General features: G+C 36.1%; 18 protein-coding genes. 16 read left to right on the plus strand and 2 right to left on the minus strand.

Going from position 1 to position 17239, the window contains the following annotated elements:
- Window positions 1–91: 91 nt before the first annotated feature.
- A complete protein-coding gene (locus K8P03_RS06075) occupies window positions 92–1030 on the plus strand; it encodes a YitT family protein (RefSeq protein WP_223419339.1) in 939 nt (312 codons plus the stop codon).
- Between the two features lie 51 nt (window positions 1031–1081).
- On the plus strand, window positions 1082–1957 hold the full coding sequence (locus K8P03_RS06080) for a hypothetical protein (protein WP_223419342.1): 876 nt from the start codon (window positions 1082–1084) through the stop codon (window positions 1955–1957).
- Between the two features lie 44 nt (window positions 1958–2001).
- On the opposite strand, the gene rd is transcribed toward K8P03_RS06080, so the two are convergent.
- Window positions 2002–2157 (minus strand): rubredoxin, encoded by a 156-nt coding sequence (gene rd / locus K8P03_RS06085; protein ID WP_004828001.1) that lies wholly within the window; start codon window positions 2155–2157, stop codon window positions 2002–2004.
- A gap of 151 nt (window positions 2158–2308) precedes the next feature.
- Here rd and K8P03_RS06090 point away from each other — a divergent pair, with 151 nt between their 5' ends.
- From K8P03_RS06090 to K8P03_RS06130, 9 genes are all read left to right on the plus strand, one after another.
- Window positions 2309–2686 carry an ATP-binding protein gene (locus tag K8P03_RS06090; RefSeq protein WP_223419345.1) on the plus strand — a complete coding sequence of 126 codons (378 nt, stop codon included), beginning with the start codon at window positions 2309–2311 and terminating at the stop codon, window positions 2684–2686.
- 101 nt (window positions 2687–2787) lie between these two features.
- Complete coding sequence (gene typA, locus K8P03_RS06095; protein WP_223419348.1) at window positions 2788–4605, plus strand: translational GTPase TypA; 1818 nt, start codon at window positions 2788–2790, stop codon at window positions 4603–4605.
- 8 nt (window positions 4606–4613) lie between these two features.
- Window positions 4614–5231: a hypothetical protein gene (locus K8P03_RS06100; protein WP_223419351.1), complete on the plus strand. Its 618-nt coding sequence runs from the start codon at window positions 4614–4616 to the stop codon at window positions 5229–5231.
- Between the two features lies 1 nt (window position 5232).
- Entirely contained in the window at window positions 5233–5868 is a 636-nt protein-coding gene (locus tag K8P03_RS06105; RefSeq protein ID WP_223419353.1) for a redox-sensing transcriptional repressor Rex, read from the plus strand.
- Entirely contained in the window at window positions 5869–7791 is a 1923-nt protein-coding gene (gene abc-f, locus K8P03_RS06110) for a ribosomal protection-like ABC-F family protein (protein ID WP_223419356.1), read from the plus strand.
- A 44-nt stretch (window positions 7792–7835) separates the two neighbouring features.
- The gene (amaP, locus tag K8P03_RS06115) at window positions 7836–8399 is read left to right on the plus strand and encodes an alkaline shock response membrane anchor protein AmaP (RefSeq protein ID WP_223419359.1); all 564 of its coding nucleotides are present in this window, start codon (window positions 7836–7838) and stop codon (window positions 8397–8399) included.
- On the plus strand, window positions 8386–8670 hold the full coding sequence (locus K8P03_RS06120) for a DUF2273 domain-containing protein (RefSeq protein ID WP_223419361.1): 285 nt from the start codon (window positions 8386–8388) through the stop codon (window positions 8668–8670). Before amaP ends, K8P03_RS06120 begins: the two co-directional genes overlap by 14 nt.
- 10 nt (window positions 8671–8680) lie before the next feature.
- The gene (locus K8P03_RS06125; protein WP_223419364.1) at window positions 8681–9139 is read left to right on the plus strand and encodes an Asp23/Gls24 family envelope stress response protein; all 459 of its coding nucleotides are present in this window, start codon (window positions 8681–8683) and stop codon (window positions 9137–9139) included.
- 35 nt (window positions 9140–9174) lie between these two features.
- On the plus strand, window positions 9175–10401 hold the full coding sequence (locus K8P03_RS06130) for an AI-2E family transporter (RefSeq protein ID WP_223419366.1): 1227 nt from the start codon (window positions 9175–9177) through the stop codon (window positions 10399–10401).
- A 76-nt stretch (window positions 10402–10477) separates the two neighbouring features.
- Here the strand turns inward: K8P03_RS06130 and K8P03_RS06135 are convergent, their stop codons facing one another.
- Entirely contained in the window at window positions 10478–11092 is a 615-nt protein-coding gene (locus K8P03_RS06135) for a thiamine diphosphokinase (RefSeq protein WP_223419369.1), read from the minus strand.
- 98 nt (window positions 11093–11190) lie between these two features.
- Here K8P03_RS06135 and K8P03_RS06140 point away from each other — a divergent pair, with 98 nt between their 5' ends.
- From K8P03_RS06140 to K8P03_RS06160, 5 genes are all read left to right on the plus strand, one after another.
- On the plus strand, window positions 11191–12408 hold the full coding sequence (locus tag K8P03_RS06140; RefSeq protein WP_223419371.1) for an AI-2E family transporter: 1218 nt from the start codon (window positions 11191–11193) through the stop codon (window positions 12406–12408).
- On the plus strand, window positions 12389–12985 hold the full coding sequence (locus K8P03_RS06145; protein ID WP_223419373.1) for a hypothetical protein: 597 nt from the start codon (window positions 12389–12391) through the stop codon (window positions 12983–12985). The genes K8P03_RS06140 and K8P03_RS06145 overlap by 20 nt, the downstream gene beginning before the upstream one ends.
- A 322-nt stretch (window positions 12986–13307) precedes the next feature.
- The gene (locus K8P03_RS06150) at window positions 13308–15683 is read left to right on the plus strand and encodes a glycogen/starch/alpha-glucan phosphorylase (protein ID WP_223419375.1); all 2376 of its coding nucleotides are present in this window, start codon (window positions 13308–13310) and stop codon (window positions 15681–15683) included.
- Between the two features lie 8 nt (window positions 15684–15691).
- On the plus strand, window positions 15692–16486 hold the full coding sequence (locus K8P03_RS06155; protein WP_223419377.1) for a ZIP family metal transporter: 795 nt from the start codon (window positions 15692–15694) through the stop codon (window positions 16484–16486).
- Between the two features lie 134 nt (window positions 16487–16620).
- Window positions 16621–17091 (plus strand): GNAT family N-acetyltransferase, encoded by a 471-nt coding sequence (locus K8P03_RS06160; protein WP_223419380.1) that lies wholly within the window; start codon window positions 16621–16623, stop codon window positions 17089–17091.
- The last annotated feature ends 148 nt before the right edge of the window (window positions 17092–17239 follow it).

The raw sequence follows: 17239 nt of genomic DNA on the forward strand, positions 1-17239 counted from the left end.
AACTTTGGCTACTGAACTAGCATAAAAGTTGGTTCATTGTATAATTGATACATACAGAAAAATGTAAATTTTATTAAGATGGAGAGTAGAATTGAAAACCGATGAATCTATTGATTTAGGCCAAAAAGACAAGCAATCGATTAGAAATATCGACGAACGTAATGTTAAAACTAAGGAATACAAACTATTTTGGATGAGTTTTGCTGCCATTCTCATGGCGTGTGGAACCCACTTTTTTAAATATCCCAATTCTTTTGTAATAGGTGGGGTAGAGGGTATGAGTATTATCACATCGATGTTTGTGCCCTTTAACCGTCCCCAACTAACACTTTTTTATAACGTGGTTTTATTAGTTATAGGATTTTTTATTTTTGGCAAGAAATTTACAATAAGGACCGGCTATGTTGCTATCCTTAACTCACTCACAGCCCTTGCCCTCGAGAGATTTTTCCCGATTAATGGCTCTCTTACAGGCAATAAGATGCTTGAACTTGTTTTCACTCTCTTGATGAGCTCAGTGGGTTCTGCGATTTTATTTAACTTAGCTGCTTCATCAGGTGGTACAGATATTATCGCTATGATTATGAAAAAATACTCATCACTTGAGGTTGGTAAGTCCCTTCTTGTTGTAGATTCGATTTTTACAATAGCGTCTATTAAGATATTTGGTATAGAAATAGGCTTATTTTCTATCTTGGGTCTTATGATGAAAGGTATTTTTGTGGATGCCATAATTGGTTCAATGAACACAGCCAAACTCTTTATAATTATAACATCAAAGACTGAAGAAATAGGAAACTTTATCAAAAAAGACCTAAATAGGTCAGCTACAATTGTAGATGCTAGAGGCCTTTACAAGGGTACAAATATTTCGGTCTTTCTATGTGTGACAAGTAATTTCGAGTCTGCTAAATTTAGGTCTTTTATCAAGAAAATCGACCCATATTCATTTATTACCATCTTAAACACTTCTTCAATCATAGGTAAGGGTTGGTATTCGTCAGACACTGACCTTGATAATAACGACTGATTGTTTAAAGGGGCTGATGCGGGTAAAATACTAGTAGGAAGGTGATTGAAGATGCGAAAAATTATAAAAATTATATTAATAAGTGTACTAACTTTAAACCTAAGCTTTACTAGTTTTGCATCAGATGCCCAACAAGTTGTTCCCCAGAAACCTGGCAAGAAAATAATCCCAGCTGAGAGTGTACCTGTTAATAACCCTGAAGATTCGCAAAAAGATTCTGATAAAAAAGGGGAAAATAGAGCGGCAGACCCTCAAGTAGAACCAGGAAAAAAAGAAGAAATAAATGGAAATGAGCCTAAAAACGAGGATTCTGTTTATAAGGAAAAGAGAGATAATAAAGAAAATCCAGCTGAAGTAAGAGAGGGACAAGCTGAAAAAGATTCAAATCCAGATATGGAGAGGCTTGAAAAAGTTGTTGATGACTTGGTTACTAAACTAGATAAAAATTCGAATCTTTCTAAGGCCCTAGCTGAGATGCAAGCACAAAAAGCTAGCACCACTAGCAAGAATCTTAGCCAGAAAACAGAGGAAGTTCTTAAGGATTACAACAGAAAGATTCAAACTGCAAGCTCCGCCAAGGAGAGAAAAGAATTGGAAAATGAGGCGGCAAAAAAAATCCAGTCAATAAGTGAAAGCAAACCGACTGGTAATGGAATTGATTCTAAAGAATTAAACTCTTCTGAAAATATTCCTGAAAAAAAGAAAAAAATCCTTCTTGAAGTTAAACCAGATAAGGTTGAGGATGAAGAAGATAGAAATCAAATCCTAGCCTTAAACCCTACAAGTGAAGTCGAAGAAGAAGAGATATTTTTCCTAGAAAATCCAATTGTTATTATTACTTCAATTTTTATAATTGCCCTAGTAGTGGCAATTGGAATCGTGATTAGAAATAACGAGAAAAAAGAAAAACGTAAATCAAATAAATAAAGTTTTGCAAAACAAAAGAGGCCCAAGGGCCTCTTAATTTTTTATTATTCAGCTTCGAACATATCTTTGCCAACACCACAAACTGGGCATACCCAATCTTCTGGAAGATCAGCAAATTCTGTACCGGCTTCTATACCGTTATCAACATCACCTTCAGCTGGATCGTAAATGTATCCACATGCTGTACATACGTATTTCATAAAATGTCTCCTTTCATAATCTACTATGTTCTTATTATACCACAGATTTGAAATTTTAAACAGAAAATTTTAGAACAAGTCTAAAGAAGTCTTAAATTATTAAAATGATAGGAAAATTAAAAAAGGGGTAAGAATATTTTAGGAGATAGGAATGGATATAATTAGAGAGGTCATAAATTCTGACCTGAAAGATATAAAAAAATTTAGGGATAAGTTTATTGATGTCCTTCATGCAAAGAATTATGAAGAAAGTCAAATATATAAGCTTAGATTGATTTTAGACGAACTTGTGGCAAATTCTTATAAGCACGGCAACAAAAAAGACAAGACAAGGCTTATAGACATTTCCATAGTTTTTGATGAAGCCTATCTTTTAATCAAGGTCAGCGACGAAGGTTCGGGGATTAAATTTGTAAATGAAAGCCAAAAATTTTCTGAATCTGGCAGGGGAATTGACCTTGTAAAGAAGTTATCTGATGAGGTTATTATAAATAAAACTACCATTGCCTGTCTAATACGAAATTCTTAACAACATCCTTTAGGGGATGTTTTTATTTGCCAATAATTGATAATTAATTCACATTAGGTATAATATATTGATAGAATTTGTTAGCATGAAAGAAGGATTTAATGATTAGAGAAGATGTTAGAAATGTAGCAATAATTGCCCACGTAGATCACGGAAAAACAACACTTGTAGACGGCCTACTTAAAACATCAGGTTTATTTAGAGAAAATGAAGCAGTAAAAGAAAGGGTTATGGATTCTGATACCATAGAGAAAGAAAGAGGTATCACTATCCTTGCCAAAAATACTGCTGTATCTTATAAAGGCATGAAAATTAATATTATAGACACCCCAGGCCACGCCGATTTCGGTGGGGAAGTTGAAAGGGTGCTCAATATGGCGGAATCAGTTGTACTTGTTGTAGACAGCCACGAAGGACCAATGCCACAAACTAAGTTTGTTCTTAAAAAGGCGATAGAAATGGGACTTCCTGCCATAATTTGTATCAACAAGGTCGATAGACCAGATCAAAGGATAGATGAGGTTGAGGATGAAATCTTAGACTTATTTATTTCCTTAAATGCAGATGAGTCTTATCTTGAAAGTCCATTCGTATTTGCATCAGCCAAACAAGGTTGGGCAAGTCTTGAAAAAGACGTAGTTAAGGAAGATATGACAGACCTCCTTGATACTATAATCGAATACACACCAGCCTTTGAGGCTCCAGATACAGATAACTTCAAGGTTTTGGTTTCAACTACAGACTATAATGACTACCTAGGCACAATTGCTATTGGTAAGGTTGAGTCCGGCATAATTAGGAAAAACGACCCAGCTATTATAACCAACTACAACGAAAGAGATAGACTTGTTAAGTCAAAAATCGTGACAATTTATGAATTTGACGGCTTAAACAGAGTTGAGGTTGAAGAATCTAAGTTTGGTTCAATTGTAGCTATTTCAGGTATGGAAGATATTGGAATTGGCGATACAATTGGTACAGAAAGTGATCACGAACCAATCGAATTTACAAAAATTTCTGAGCCAACCCTTTCCATGACTTTTTCTGTAAATGATTCACCATTTGCAGGTCGTGATGGTAAGTATGTAACAAGTAGGCATATAAGAGATAGGCTCTATAAAGAGGCAGAAACAGACGTTTCCCTTAGAGTTGAACCAACTGATACAACCGAGGCCTTCAAGGTTTCAGGTAGGGGCGAACTCCACTTATCAGTTTTAATAGAAAACCTTAGAAGAGAAGGTTATGAATTTCAAGTTTCCAAACCAGAAGTAATGTTTAAGACTGACGAAAATGGTAAAAAACTCGAACCAATCGAAATTGCAACTATTGACGTCGACCAAGAATATACTGGATCAATCATAGAAAAACTTGGACGCAGAAAGGGTGAAATGATTGATATGCACCCATCAGCATCAGGTTACACCAGATTAATCTTTAGGATACCAGCAAGAGGCCTTATTGGTTACAGAACAGAATTTATGACCGATACCAAAGGAACAGGAATTTTAAACACAGAATTTGAAGGTTATGACAGATATAAGGGTGATCTTGAAAGAAGACCTTTAGGAAGCCTTATTGCCACAGAAAAAGGACTTGCAACAGCCTACGGCCTTAACGCAGCCCAATCTAGGGGCCAACTATTTATCGAACCGGGAGAGGAAATCTACGAAGGCTTAATCGTAGGATCAAATGCCAAGGGTCTTGATATTGACGTAAATATTTGCAAAAAGAAAAAGATGACCAACACTAGAGCAAGTGGTAGCGATGACGCAATCATCCTCACACCTGCCAAGAAGATGAGTGTTGAAGAAATGATGGAATTTGTTGAAGAGGACGAATTAATCGAGATTACTCCTCACTATCTAAGGATTAGGAAAAAAATCCTAGATGCCCAAAAGAGGTATAAGTCCAAAAAATAGGAGTTGTTATGGAAAATAAGTTTGAAAGAAGAATGAGTAAAACACTAGTTTTTCTTATCATGGTCTTATTTCTCTTAACTATTTCACAAAGATTTGCGAGTGGATGGATTTTAAGTCTAGCCTGGTATGTTTTATTTATAATTTCCTGGCTAGGCATGTTGGCTTTTAGCTTTGATGTACTTTTAAATAAAAATGCCAGAGGCTTTTCCATCTTCCTTGCCATAATGACAAGCATTGCCTTTGCATTTTTATCAATCCACGGCCTTTCAGCCTTGGCGATTTTTGTAAGGGCTTTGCCTCGTAAGATCGTTATTAATAACGATTTCTTCCTGGCTAATAACCAGCTGATTTTTTATTCAAGCTTGGTTATTGTGTATTTTCTCCACCTTGTAAACGCAATCTCTCTTAGGGATAAGGAACAAATAGTAGAGGAGAAAGAGCTTAGTGAAGAAGAGTTAAGAAGAATTAGGGATGAAAAGTTAGACAGTATAATTGCTGAGATTGATAGTCAAGCTGATAGTTTAAGCGATGTGGATAGTCAAGCTGACGGTCTAAGCGATGAGGATAGGCAGATACTAAATTCTCACATCTTAGATGATGGAGATGAACAAGGATCGGAGATTTAATATGGCTAAACAAAATATTTCTTTGTCTGTAATCAAGAGACTACCTAAGTACTATAGGTACCTTGAAAGCATTAATGAAAAGGGAATAATTAGGGTATCATCAAAAGAGCTATCAGATATAACAGGCCTTACAGCCAGCCAAATTAGGCAAGATTTGAACCACTTTGGTTGCTTTGGCCAACAAGGCTATGGCTATAATGTAAAAGAGCTTATTGATGAATTGTCAAAGATTATCGGAGTGGATAAGGATTATAAACTGATTCTTATAGGCTATGGTAACATAGGCCACGCCCTTTACCAATACCAGTCTTTTAGGGAACTTGGTTATGAGTTTGAGGCAGTTTTTGATAAGGAAGCCAAGGCCCTTTCAGATTCTAATCTTAAGGTAAGAGATGTCAATGAATTGGCTGATTTCTTAGAGAAAAACACCATAGATATTGGAATTATTGCCACACCAAAAGAAGCGGCACAAGATGTGGCAGATGTTTTATGCAAGGGCGGAGTCAGAGGTATTTGGAACTTCTCACCAGTTGATTTGAAGGTATCAAATGGCGCAGTAATCGAATCTGTTCACCTTGATGAATCGCTATTCACTTTGACATACTTTATGAATTCCCCAGAGGATTTTATATTTTAGATGAATGTACTTAATGTATCGAACTTGGCCAAATCATATCCCAATAAAGAGATATTTTCTGGCCTAAGTTTCAATTTAGAAAAGGGAGATAAGGCAGGACTGGTTGGACTAAACGGTGCTGGCAAGTCTACCCTTTTTAATATTTTAACAGGAAGGCTAATGCCAGACGATGGGAAGATTTTCATTCCCCAAGACGTTAAAGTTGGGTATTTGGAACAAATCCTAAGCCTTGATTCTGATATGACCATCTATGATTATTGCTTGTCGGTTTTTGAAGGTTTAATTAAGCTTGAATCTGAGATTAGAGACCTTGAAAAAAAGATGAGCACAGAAACAGATCCCGACAAGCTTGCCGCAATCATGGATGAATACACAAGAAAATCTGAAACTTATCATAATAAAAACGGCTATGCCATAGAAAGCGAACTAGAAGGCACACTTTCTGCCATGGGTTTTGCCAAGGATGATTTTAAGAAAAAAATTTCAGACTTATCCGGTGGCCAAAAAGCAAGAGTGGAACTTGCTGGACTATTACTTGAAAAACCGGACCTCCTCTTACTAGATGAGCCAACCAACCACCTTGACATCAAGGCAATAAATTTCCTAGAAACCTTCATCAAAAACTACAAGGGAACTGCAATTATTATCTCCCACGACAGGTATTTTTTGGATGCAACTGTAAATAGGATGATGGTATTAGAAAATGGCAGGCTTTCCTCATATAATGGCAACTATACAACTTTTATGACTCAGAGAAAAAAAGATATGGAAGTTAGAATCCACCAATATAAGAGCCAGCAAAAGGAAATTGAAAGACAAGAAGAAATCATCGACAGGCTCAAAAACCTAGGCGGTTCCAAAAGAAAAAGAGGTATTTCTCAATCAAGATCAAGGCAAAAACTCCTTGATAAGATGGAAAGAATTGATAAACCAATAGAACTTTCCGACACAATGAACCTTAAATTTACACCTAGGATCCAATCGGGAATGGATGTCCTAAAGGTTGAAGATTTAAGGATGTCCTTTGATGGAGAAGAGATTTTCAAAAATATTTCTTTTGATATTTATAGAAACGAAAGAGCAGCCATCATCGGCGACAACGGAGTTGGAAAGACCACGCTTTTTAAAATAGTCTTAGGAGAACTCTTCCAAGACGGCGGAAAAGCCAAGATGGGCGAATCTGTAAATGTGGGATATTTTGATCAGGAACAAAAGTCATTAAATATTGAAAATACAATCTTTGATGAAATTAGAGAGACCTTCCCAATGCTTACAAACTTTGAGATTAGGTCATATCTGGCAAAATTTATGTTCTATGATACAGACGTCTTTAGGGAAATTTCTGAATTGTCTGGTGGGGAAAGGGCGAGAATATCCCTTCTTAAGCTTATGATTTCAGATTGCAACTTTATCCTTATGGATGAGCCAACTAACCACTTAGACATCGACAGCAAGGAAATCCTAGAAGGTGCCATCCTTGACTTTGAGGGAACCCTTTTGATAATTTCCCACGACAGGTATTTCCTAAATAAAATTGCCTCAAAAATCTTAGATATGAAATCCGACAGGATGGACCTTTATCTTGGCAATTACGATTATTATCAGGAAAAACTCAGGGAAATGAGTCTGACTGAGGAAGAAAAATCGACTGTAACCAAGACCCAGGTCAAAAAGGAAAGAAAAAAAGAAAAACTCAAAAGAGATGAAGTTAAGGCCGTTAGGAAAAAAATCAGGGACATAGAAAAAGATATGGAAGATATTGATAAAAAGCTTAAAGATTTGACCAAAGAAAGTCTGTCGGAAGGCTTTTATGACGACCAGGCTAGGGTGGCTGAGCTTTTTAGGGAAATGAAAGATCTCGAAGACATGAGAGATGACCTTGATGAAAATTGGCTTGCCCTTAATTTGGAACTTGAAGAATGATTGAAGAGCTCGAATAAGGGTATTAATTAGCTAAGGAGACTCGTATGGGAAAATTTATGAAATTTCTATATTCTTTTATGTTAATAGTCTTAGTCCTCTTGGGATCCTTGTTTTTGGCTTTGGGAATAGATATAAATAGCGTTGGTAATTTTTTTATTGATGCTGAATTCCTAAATATTTTGATATCCAATGAGGTCTTTATAAAGGGATTTTTTATTAGCATTGGCGTCATTTTGATTGTATTTTCATTCATAATCCTTATGGTCCTTAAGAAAAATTCTAACAGGGGCTATGATGTTCTCTTGGAAGATGAGAAGGGAAGCGTACTTTTAACTAGAAAATCTCTAGAGGCTGTGATGGAAAAATCGGTCAACAAATTTTTTGAAGCCAAATGCGTATCCGCTAAGGCAGTGATTGTCGAAAATCAAAGGATAGAGGCAAAATGCCTGGCAGATTATTTTGGCAATGAAGATATAAAGGCTCTTTCGGAAAGAATAAGGGCGGAAATAATAAAAAATTTGACGGATTTTACAGAAATTACTGACATAAGATTAGATTTAAAGCTTGATAAGAAAGAAATAGAAGAGAGACGAGATGGAAGACATTAAGAAAAACAAAGATCCTAGTATGGTAGATGTTGAGATGAGAAAACTTGATATGAAAGAAAAATCCAGGGCATCTTTTCTCGCCTTCTATCGAATTAATAAGGGCAAGGTAAATTCTCTTGTACTTAGCTTTTTGACCATCATTTGCCTATTTAACTTTGGTTTTTTCAAAACTTTGGGTATTTGGGTAGTGATGTTAATTGGCTATTTTATAGGGGCTTATTTTGATAGAGATGTTAGAGTGCTTCAAATTATAAGGAAGATTTTAAATTAAGGAGAGAATCATGACAGAAAATTTAAACAAAGAAGAAGTTAAAAAAGACCTTAACGAAGGTAGGGAATTAGAATACGAAGAATCAAAATTAATCATAGAAGATAAGGTAGTTGCAAAAATAGCAAGAATTGCCATCAACAATGTAGACGGTATCCTTGATATGAAGGGCAATATCGCTGATTCTATTGGATCATTCTTTGGTTCAAATGACAGGTCAACAGCTGGTGTTAATGTAGAAGTTGGCGAAAAAGAAGCAAAAATCAACCTAGATGTAATAATCGAATACGGCAAAAACGCTCGTCAAATCTTCAATGACATCCAAAGAACAGTTGGCCAAAATGTTAAGGAAATGACTGGCCTAGATGTTGTGACAGTAAATGTTGATGTGGTTGATGTCCTAACTAAGAAAGAATACCAAGAAAAACAACAATCAGCCAAAGAAAGCGACAAAACCACAAATAATTATTAAGTTTTAGGGCCGCGAGGCCCTTTTTTGAGGTAGGTATGAGAGAAATATTTGAAGAAAAAACCAAACAATATTTCATCATCGGAATCTTATTGATAGGGATCTTTTTTGGATTTTTTTACCTAGATAAGATAGGAGAAATCCTTGGCACAGCCTACAAGGTATTTAGACCAATTGTATACGGCCTTGTAATTGCCTTTATCATCAACCTTCCGATGAACTTTTTTTATGATGAAATTTTTACAAAATTTATAAAAGACGACAAGCACGAAAGATTAAGAAGATCTTTATCCCTAATCCTATCCTGGATCATATTTTTTGCTACGGTAACTTTAGTCCTTACAGTTCTAATCCCAGAATTAACAAGGGCTGTAGGAGTTATTTCAGCAAATATTCCAGTATTTATGGATTCCTTGATAGATTTTTTAAATGGATCAAAGATTTTTACTAAGGTTGCAGATTTAATTGCCACAAGGCTTGAAACAATCAATATTGAAAGGATGACCCAAAGTTTAACAAAAATTCTCCAGGACTTTTTTAGGTCTGATTCAGGATTTTTAAACAAAACAGGATCTATAATCAATTCTGTATCTCAGGGAATTTTGTCCTTATCAATTGGCTTTGTCTTCTCACTTTATGTCTCAATGAATAAGACAAAACTTAAAAATGGAGCGGCAAGACTTGTCTTTGCCAACCTAAGTGAGAAAACAGCCAAGCAATTGGTTTATGTATCAAAACTTTCCTACGATTCCTTTGCGAGATTTCTTGAAACAAGGATTCTATCCTGCATAGCTCTTGGTATTGGATGTTTTATAGGAATGACTATTTTAAGGATGCCATCAGCTGGCATGATTTCAATCCTGATGGGAGCCTTTGATATGATTCCTTATATCGGCGCTTTTTTGGCAACATCGATTGGAATAATCTTGATCTTTACCTTTTCACCAGGCAAGGCCCTAGTTTTCCTAATTTTTGTCCTTATTTTGCAAAATGTCCAACAACAGGTATTTTATCCCCTTGTTATCGGAAAACACCAGGGACTTCCACCAATATGGATATTTGTATCAGTAATAATCGGTGGTGGACTATTTGGAATATTTGGCATGATTGCCTTCATCCCACTTGCTACAGTCCTCTATACCTTAATCGAGGATAACACAAAGAGGAAACTTAGAAACAGGGACATCACAGATGGTGAAATAGAAAAATTAACAAACAAAACCTTCCTTGAACTAAGGGAAGAAAGAGAAAAAACTTACCAATAAAAAAATCCTTCTTACTTTCATTTGATAATGAAAATAAGAAGGTTTTTTAATTTGGAAATATTTGGAAAAGAGTTTTTTAATTGTCAAAATCTTCGAAAATTACAAGGAGACTTCCTTGCCTGACTTTTATTTCAAAATCACAGCCCTTAGTTTCATTGGAAACCCCAAGGGCATCGTCATTTGCCATCTCGTAATTTTCTAGTTCATAAAATAGTCCTTTTATATCGAGAATTGATTTTTCTGTTAGGGAAAAAATTGACACATAGAAATCTCTGCCTGCATGCTTATAGGAAAAATCTTTGTCGATAATAAATATTTCCTTGCCAGCTGCCTTAAGCCTAATATCTATGCCTTTCTTTTTGTAAAAAAACATAGATTTGATATTTGAAATGGTGTGGCTTTCCCTGCCACCAAGACCTGCGTAGATTATTACTTCCTTATAGCCTTTTTCTATAGCAAAATCAATGGCTGCGACTGTGTCTGTAAAGTCCTTGATAGGGTTTAGGGCGATTAGGTTTTTAAAATCTGGTTTACTTGCTGAGTCAAAATCGCCAATTATATAGTCTGGCAAAATCCCAGCTTCCTTGGCGTATTTATAGCCCTTATCGGCTGCAATAACTAGATCGGCATCGGTTACTTGGTCAAAAAATCCATCAAAGCTTCCGCCGCCAATTATAAAACATCTTTTCATAAATTCTCCTTTTTTATATTATAACACAGAAAACCCATCCTAACTATTTTTTGAAAAAAAGGTAAAATACAATTAAATAAAAAATAAGAAGGAATAATATGAGAAAACTCGATGAAAAATCACAAAACCTACTCAAAGTAGTAGTTCTCGGTATTTTATTATATTTTGGATTTTACTATATAGAAAGTGTTTCAAAAGCATTTTCTAAGTTATATTTAGTACTCCAACCCTTTATATTGGGTGGAGCCCTTGCCTTTATAATAAGTATTCCGATGAACTTTTTTGAAAGACAATTTTCAAAATTAGATAAAAATGACAAACACAAAAAGCTAATAACAGTGTTAGCTCTCTTGATATCTTGGATTATAGTGTTTTTGGCATTTACCATCCTAATTACAATCCTAGTTCCATCCATTGCCAAGGTTGTAAATACCTTTATCAATAAATGGCCGGAATTTGTGGACGATATTTATAAGATGCTTCAAAAATACCCAATTACAGAACCTTATGCAGATAAATTTATGGATACTTTATCAGGTATAAGCTGGGATAATATCAAGGATGCTAGCCTAGATTTCCTTAAGGGCAATGAAGGAGATGTCTTATCCAAGGCTACAAGCCTGGTAAGCTCTGTATCAAGCGGAGTAATCGGCGTCTTTACCATGTTTGTATTTTCAATCTTTATTCTCCTTTCAAAAAGGATGCTAAAGATCAATTCCACAAGGATTTTATATGCAGTAATGAGCGAAGAAAGGGCAGATTATATCAATAAGGTCTTTTCTCTATCTTACAACACATTCAAGGATTACATCTTCTCTAGGCTAATTTCTGTAATTTGCCTATCCGTTTTAACCTTTATAGGTATGTTTGTAATGAGAATACCAAATGCGGTTATGATTTCTCTAATAGTAGGATTTTCTGACCTAATCCCAATCTTCGGTCCAATTGTGGGAACAGCATTTTCTATGATTCTAATCTTTATAGAATCGCCATTTAAGGCCCTTGTATTTTTGATTTACAATTTGGTCATCCAACAAATCCAAGAAAACGCCATCTATCCAGCCATAGCCGGTAACAAGATTGGTCTTCCTGCAGTTTGGGTTATGGCATCAGTTACAATCGGTGGGTCACTCTTCGGTGTTTGGGGCATGCTGGTTTCTATTCCAGTTGTGTCTGTAATCTACAGCCTAAGCCACGAGAAAATCCACCACATGCTAGAAGAAAAGGGATTTGACGAAGAAAAACTCCTTGCCAAGGGCGATAAGATTTACAAGATAGAGGACATAGAGACTAACGATGAAGCTTACGAAGAGTAGGGACTTTGTCTCAGTTATAAGGGATAATGAAAAATTTTACGGCGGCCACCAAGAATGGCTAAAATACCTTGGCCTTTCCAAATTTTTTAGGGATAGGTCTTGCGTTGTGACAGCCTTTACCAACTGCTTTTTCTATTTGTACAAAAATGGGCCGGTTGATTTTGAAACATACAACAAAACCCAGTACGAATTTTACAAAAGGATAAGGCCAAAAGCCAACGGTGTGCCAACAGCAAAATCCCTTTTAAGAAGGATTGACATCATAAATCACGCCTTGGGACTCAATTTATCCTACAGAATCCTTGAGGGAAATCTCATAAAAAGACTAAGTCTTGGTCAGATGATTTCTTTTATAAAGGAGGGCCTTGCTAAGGATACGCCAGTCATCCTCATAAATTGGCTATCAAGGGACGTTGACATCATGAGCCACCACGGACTTTGCATCACAGAGATGAATGAAAAAGACGGCAGGCATGAGGTCGTGGTTTCTTCTTGGGGCAGACGTCACACTTTTTACCTAGAAGATTTTTACAAACAGGCTAGGACCTATACAGGCTTAATTTATTTTACAAAATAATCTAAGGGCGAGAGAAATCTCGCTCTTTTTTACTTATTTTTTTATTGGCCCTTAAGATTGAAATTACAAGAGCTTTGATCTTGATAAAAAGAGAACAAAGTAATCAAACTTGATAAAATTAACAAACAAACTATAGTAGGTATAGAGCAAGATTCTTGATAAAACAAGGTCTGGCAAAGATTTTTACTAATTTAGTGTGGTCACAAAAATTTATTTTATTTATTAGCAATATTTAGCCACTGTAAAACTTGCCAAGCTCTTAGGAAAGAAAAACCTAGTACAGAAATATAAAAATAAAAAATATATATTTATAGGAGGAAAGATGGATAAGTTAGCAAAAGACAAGTTTGCCGAGCAGTATATGGAAAACTTGCAAAGGATTACCCTAAAGAGATTTGAAGATACTTCAAACAAGGACAGATATGATGCACTTTGTGCTACAATCATGGGTCTTATCAACAAAGACTGGAGAGGAACAAAGGCTAAGGCAAGAAAAGAAAGAAAGGCCTACTACCTATCAGCAGAATTCTTAATCGGTAGATCACTTGGTAATAACCTAATCAACCTAGGAATTTATGAAGAGGTGAAAGACTTATTATCTGAAATCGGAATCGATTTCGAATCTATCGAAGACTACGAAGACGACGCTGCACTTGGTAATGGTGGTCTAGGTAGACTTGCCGCTTGTTTTATGGACTCAGCTGCCAGCCAAAATCTTAGCTTAGTAGGCTATGGTGTTAGGTATCGTGAAGGAATTTTCAAGCAAGAAATTGAAAAAGGCTTCCAAGTTGAACACGGCGATAGCTGGATTAAAGACGGTGACGGCTGGTCAATCAGAGTTGACTCTGACGCAAAAATTGTTAAGTTTAGAGACCAACAAGTAAAGGCTGTTCCATATGATATGCCAGTAGTTGGTTTTGAAAATGGAGTTGTAAACACCCTTAGACTATGGCAATCAGAACCATTTGAAGAATTTGATTTTGCAAAATTCAACAACTTCGAATACGACGATGCTGTTGCTGAGAAAAATAGGGCAGAAGATATAACCAGAGTTTTATATCCAAACGACATGCAAAAGGCTGGTAAACTATTAAGACTTAAACAACAATACTTCTTCTGTTCAGCTTCAATCCAAGATATGGTAGAAACATATAAGAGAGACTTCCCAACAGATCTTAAGTTTGAAGAATTTGCACGATACCACGTTATCCAACTTAACGATACCCACCCAATCATAGCTATTCCTGAGTTAATCAGAGTACTAGTAGATGAAAATGGAATCTTCTTTGAAGACGCCTTCAAGATTGCATCAAAGGTATTTGCTTTCACAAACCACACAGTTTTACAAGAAGCCCTTGAAAGATGGTCAGAAGACCTCATGCAAGAAGTAAGCCCAAGATGTCTAGAAATCATCGAACAAATAGATAAAAAACTAGTTGAAGAACTAAAAGAAAGAGGCTTTAGCGAAGCTCAAATAGCTCCATACAGAATTATGGCAAATAACACTGTACACATGGCAAACCTCGCTATCTATATAGGTTTCTCAGTAAACGGTGTAGCTGAAATCCACTCACAAATCCTAAAAGACGATACCTTCAAAGAATGGTACAGGATTAGCTCAGAGAAATTCAACAACAAAACAAATGGTATTACCCCAAGAAGATGGCTTGTTTACTCAAATAGAGAATTAACAAACTTCATCACAGAAAAACTTGGAACAGATACATGGAAAAATAATCTAGATCAATTAAAGGGACTTGAAAAATACCTAGATGACGAAAAAGTCCTAGAAGAACTATGGGATATCAAACAAACAAAGAAAAAACAACTTGCAAAGTATATCCTAGAAAACGAAGGAATTAAGGTAGATTCAAAATCAATCTTCGATATTCAAATCAAGAGGATTCACGAATACAAGAGACAACACTTAAACATCCTTCACATCATCTACCTATATCATCAATTAAAGAAAAATCCAGATATGGACTTCACACCAACAACCTTTATCTTTGGTGGTAAGGCAGCACCAGGATACTTCAGAGCAAAGGGTATGATTAAACTTGCCAACGAAGTAGCAAGAGTAGTAAATAACGATCCTGATGTAAACAAAAAGATGAAAGTGATCTTCGTAGAAAACTACAGAGTAACCTACGCTGAAAAACTCTTCCCTGCAGCTGATGTTTCAGAACAAATCTCAACAGCAGGTAAGGAAGCAAGCGGTACAGGAAATATGAAATTCATGCTAAACGGTGCCCTAACACTTGGTACCCTTGATGGAGCCAACGTTGAAATCTTTGCAGAAGCAGGAGAAGAAAACAACTACAGATTTGGTGCAACAGTTGAAGAACTAGCAGAAATAGCTGATTCATACAACCCATTCGAATATTATAGTAAGGATGAAAATATCAAAGACGTAGTAGATTCCCTAGTAAGCGGAGAATTCAAAGACAACGACACCTACTACTTCCTAGACATCTATAACGAACTAATCAAGCCACAAAACGGTGAAAGAGGAGACCAATACTACCTCCTAAAAGATTTTGAATCTTATAGACAAACCCAAGCTAAACTAAACAAGGAATATAGAAACAAACTAGAATGGTCTAGAAAATGTCTAAAGAATATCGCAAATGCAGGATTCTTCTCATCAGACAGAACAATTGTAAACTACGCTGATGACATCTGGAAAATAGACTAGGAAGAAAAATGAACTCAGAAATATTATTCGGGGTGATGATTCCCTTTATAGGAACAACACTCGGCGCAGCCTGCGTCTATATAATGAGAAATGAACTAAAAGACAGGGTCCAAAAGGGCCTGTCTGGCTTTGCAGCAGGGGTCATGGTGGCGGCATCCATCTGGTCCCTCCTCATGCCAGCCATGGACATGGTCGAAGACAAATTAGGTCGCATGGCCTGGATGCCTGCAGCAGTGGGATTTCTAGTAGGAATTGCCTTTTTGCTCTTCCTAGACTCAGTTATACCCCACCAGCATATTGATTCTGACCATCCAGAAGGAATAAAGGCAGAAAGCTTCAGAAAAACAACCATGATGGTCCTTGCAGTAATTATACATAACATCCCAGAAGGCATGGCTGTAGGCGTGTCCTTCGCAGGAGTCATCTACGGCAAGGGCGATCTTACAATGGCAGCAGCCATGGTCTTATCAATCGGAATTGCAATCCAAAACTTCCCAGAAGGCGCAATAATCTCCATGCCACTAAAAGCAGTCGGAGTTAGCAAGCACAAGGCCTTTGGCATGGGAGTATTCTCAGGCATAGTAGAGCCAATAGCAGCCATAATTACAATCTTATTATCATCAATAATGGTCCCAATCCTCCCATACCTCCTATCCTTTGCGGCAGGAGCCATGATGTATGTGGTAGTAGAGGAACTAGTCCCAGAAGCTACAGGAGAAGGCGAAAGCCACACAAATATAGGAACCATAGGCTTTTCTGTAGGCTTTGTAGTAATGATGATTTTAGACGTGATGTTAGGATAAAATATTTAAGAGAATCCCTTTTGGGGGTTCTTTTTTTGTCTATATTTTTGATCGAAAATGGTATAATAAAAATATTAAAAGATCATCAGAAAATATTGAAAATAACACAAAGAAATCTATAAGGAAATGGAAATATGGACTTTATTATAAAAGAAATAGAAGATAAAAAAGAAAAAGAAAAAATTTCAAGAGAAATCCTAGAAGACCTGCCAGAATGGTTTGGTCTGCCAGAAAGCACTGAAGAATACATCACAGAATCCCAGGACAAGCCATTTATAGCGTGTTTTTTTGGAGAAAATCCAATCGGCTTTGTAGTTTTAAACGAAACTAGTCCAGATTGTGGAGAGATATTTGTAATGGGAATCAAAAAAATCTACCACCGCCAAGGGGCAGGCAAAAAATTAAACAAAGCCTTTGAAAACTTGGCCAAAAAACTAGGCTACACCTATTCCCAAGTAAAAACAGTAGAAACAGGTCATTATACTGAATACGACATGACAAATAACTTCTACCAAGCCATGGGCTACAAAAAACTAGAAGTCTTTCCAACACTATGGGACGAATGGAACCCCTGCCAGATTTATATAAAATATTTGGGCGACTAGTAAAATATCAGGAAATATAAATTGGTTTTATAAAAGAAATAGAAAATGAATTTTATTTAGAGTTTATGTTTTTCATAGACTCTTTTTGTTTAGAATAAAGTTCATTCAACCTGTAAAACTCTTTCGAAAACAGTATTATATTATAAAG

The sequence above is a fragment of the Anaerococcus murdochii genome (assembly GCF_019957155.1).
Lineage (GTDB): Bacteria > Bacillota > Clostridia > Tissierellales > Peptoniphilaceae > Anaerococcus > Anaerococcus murdochii.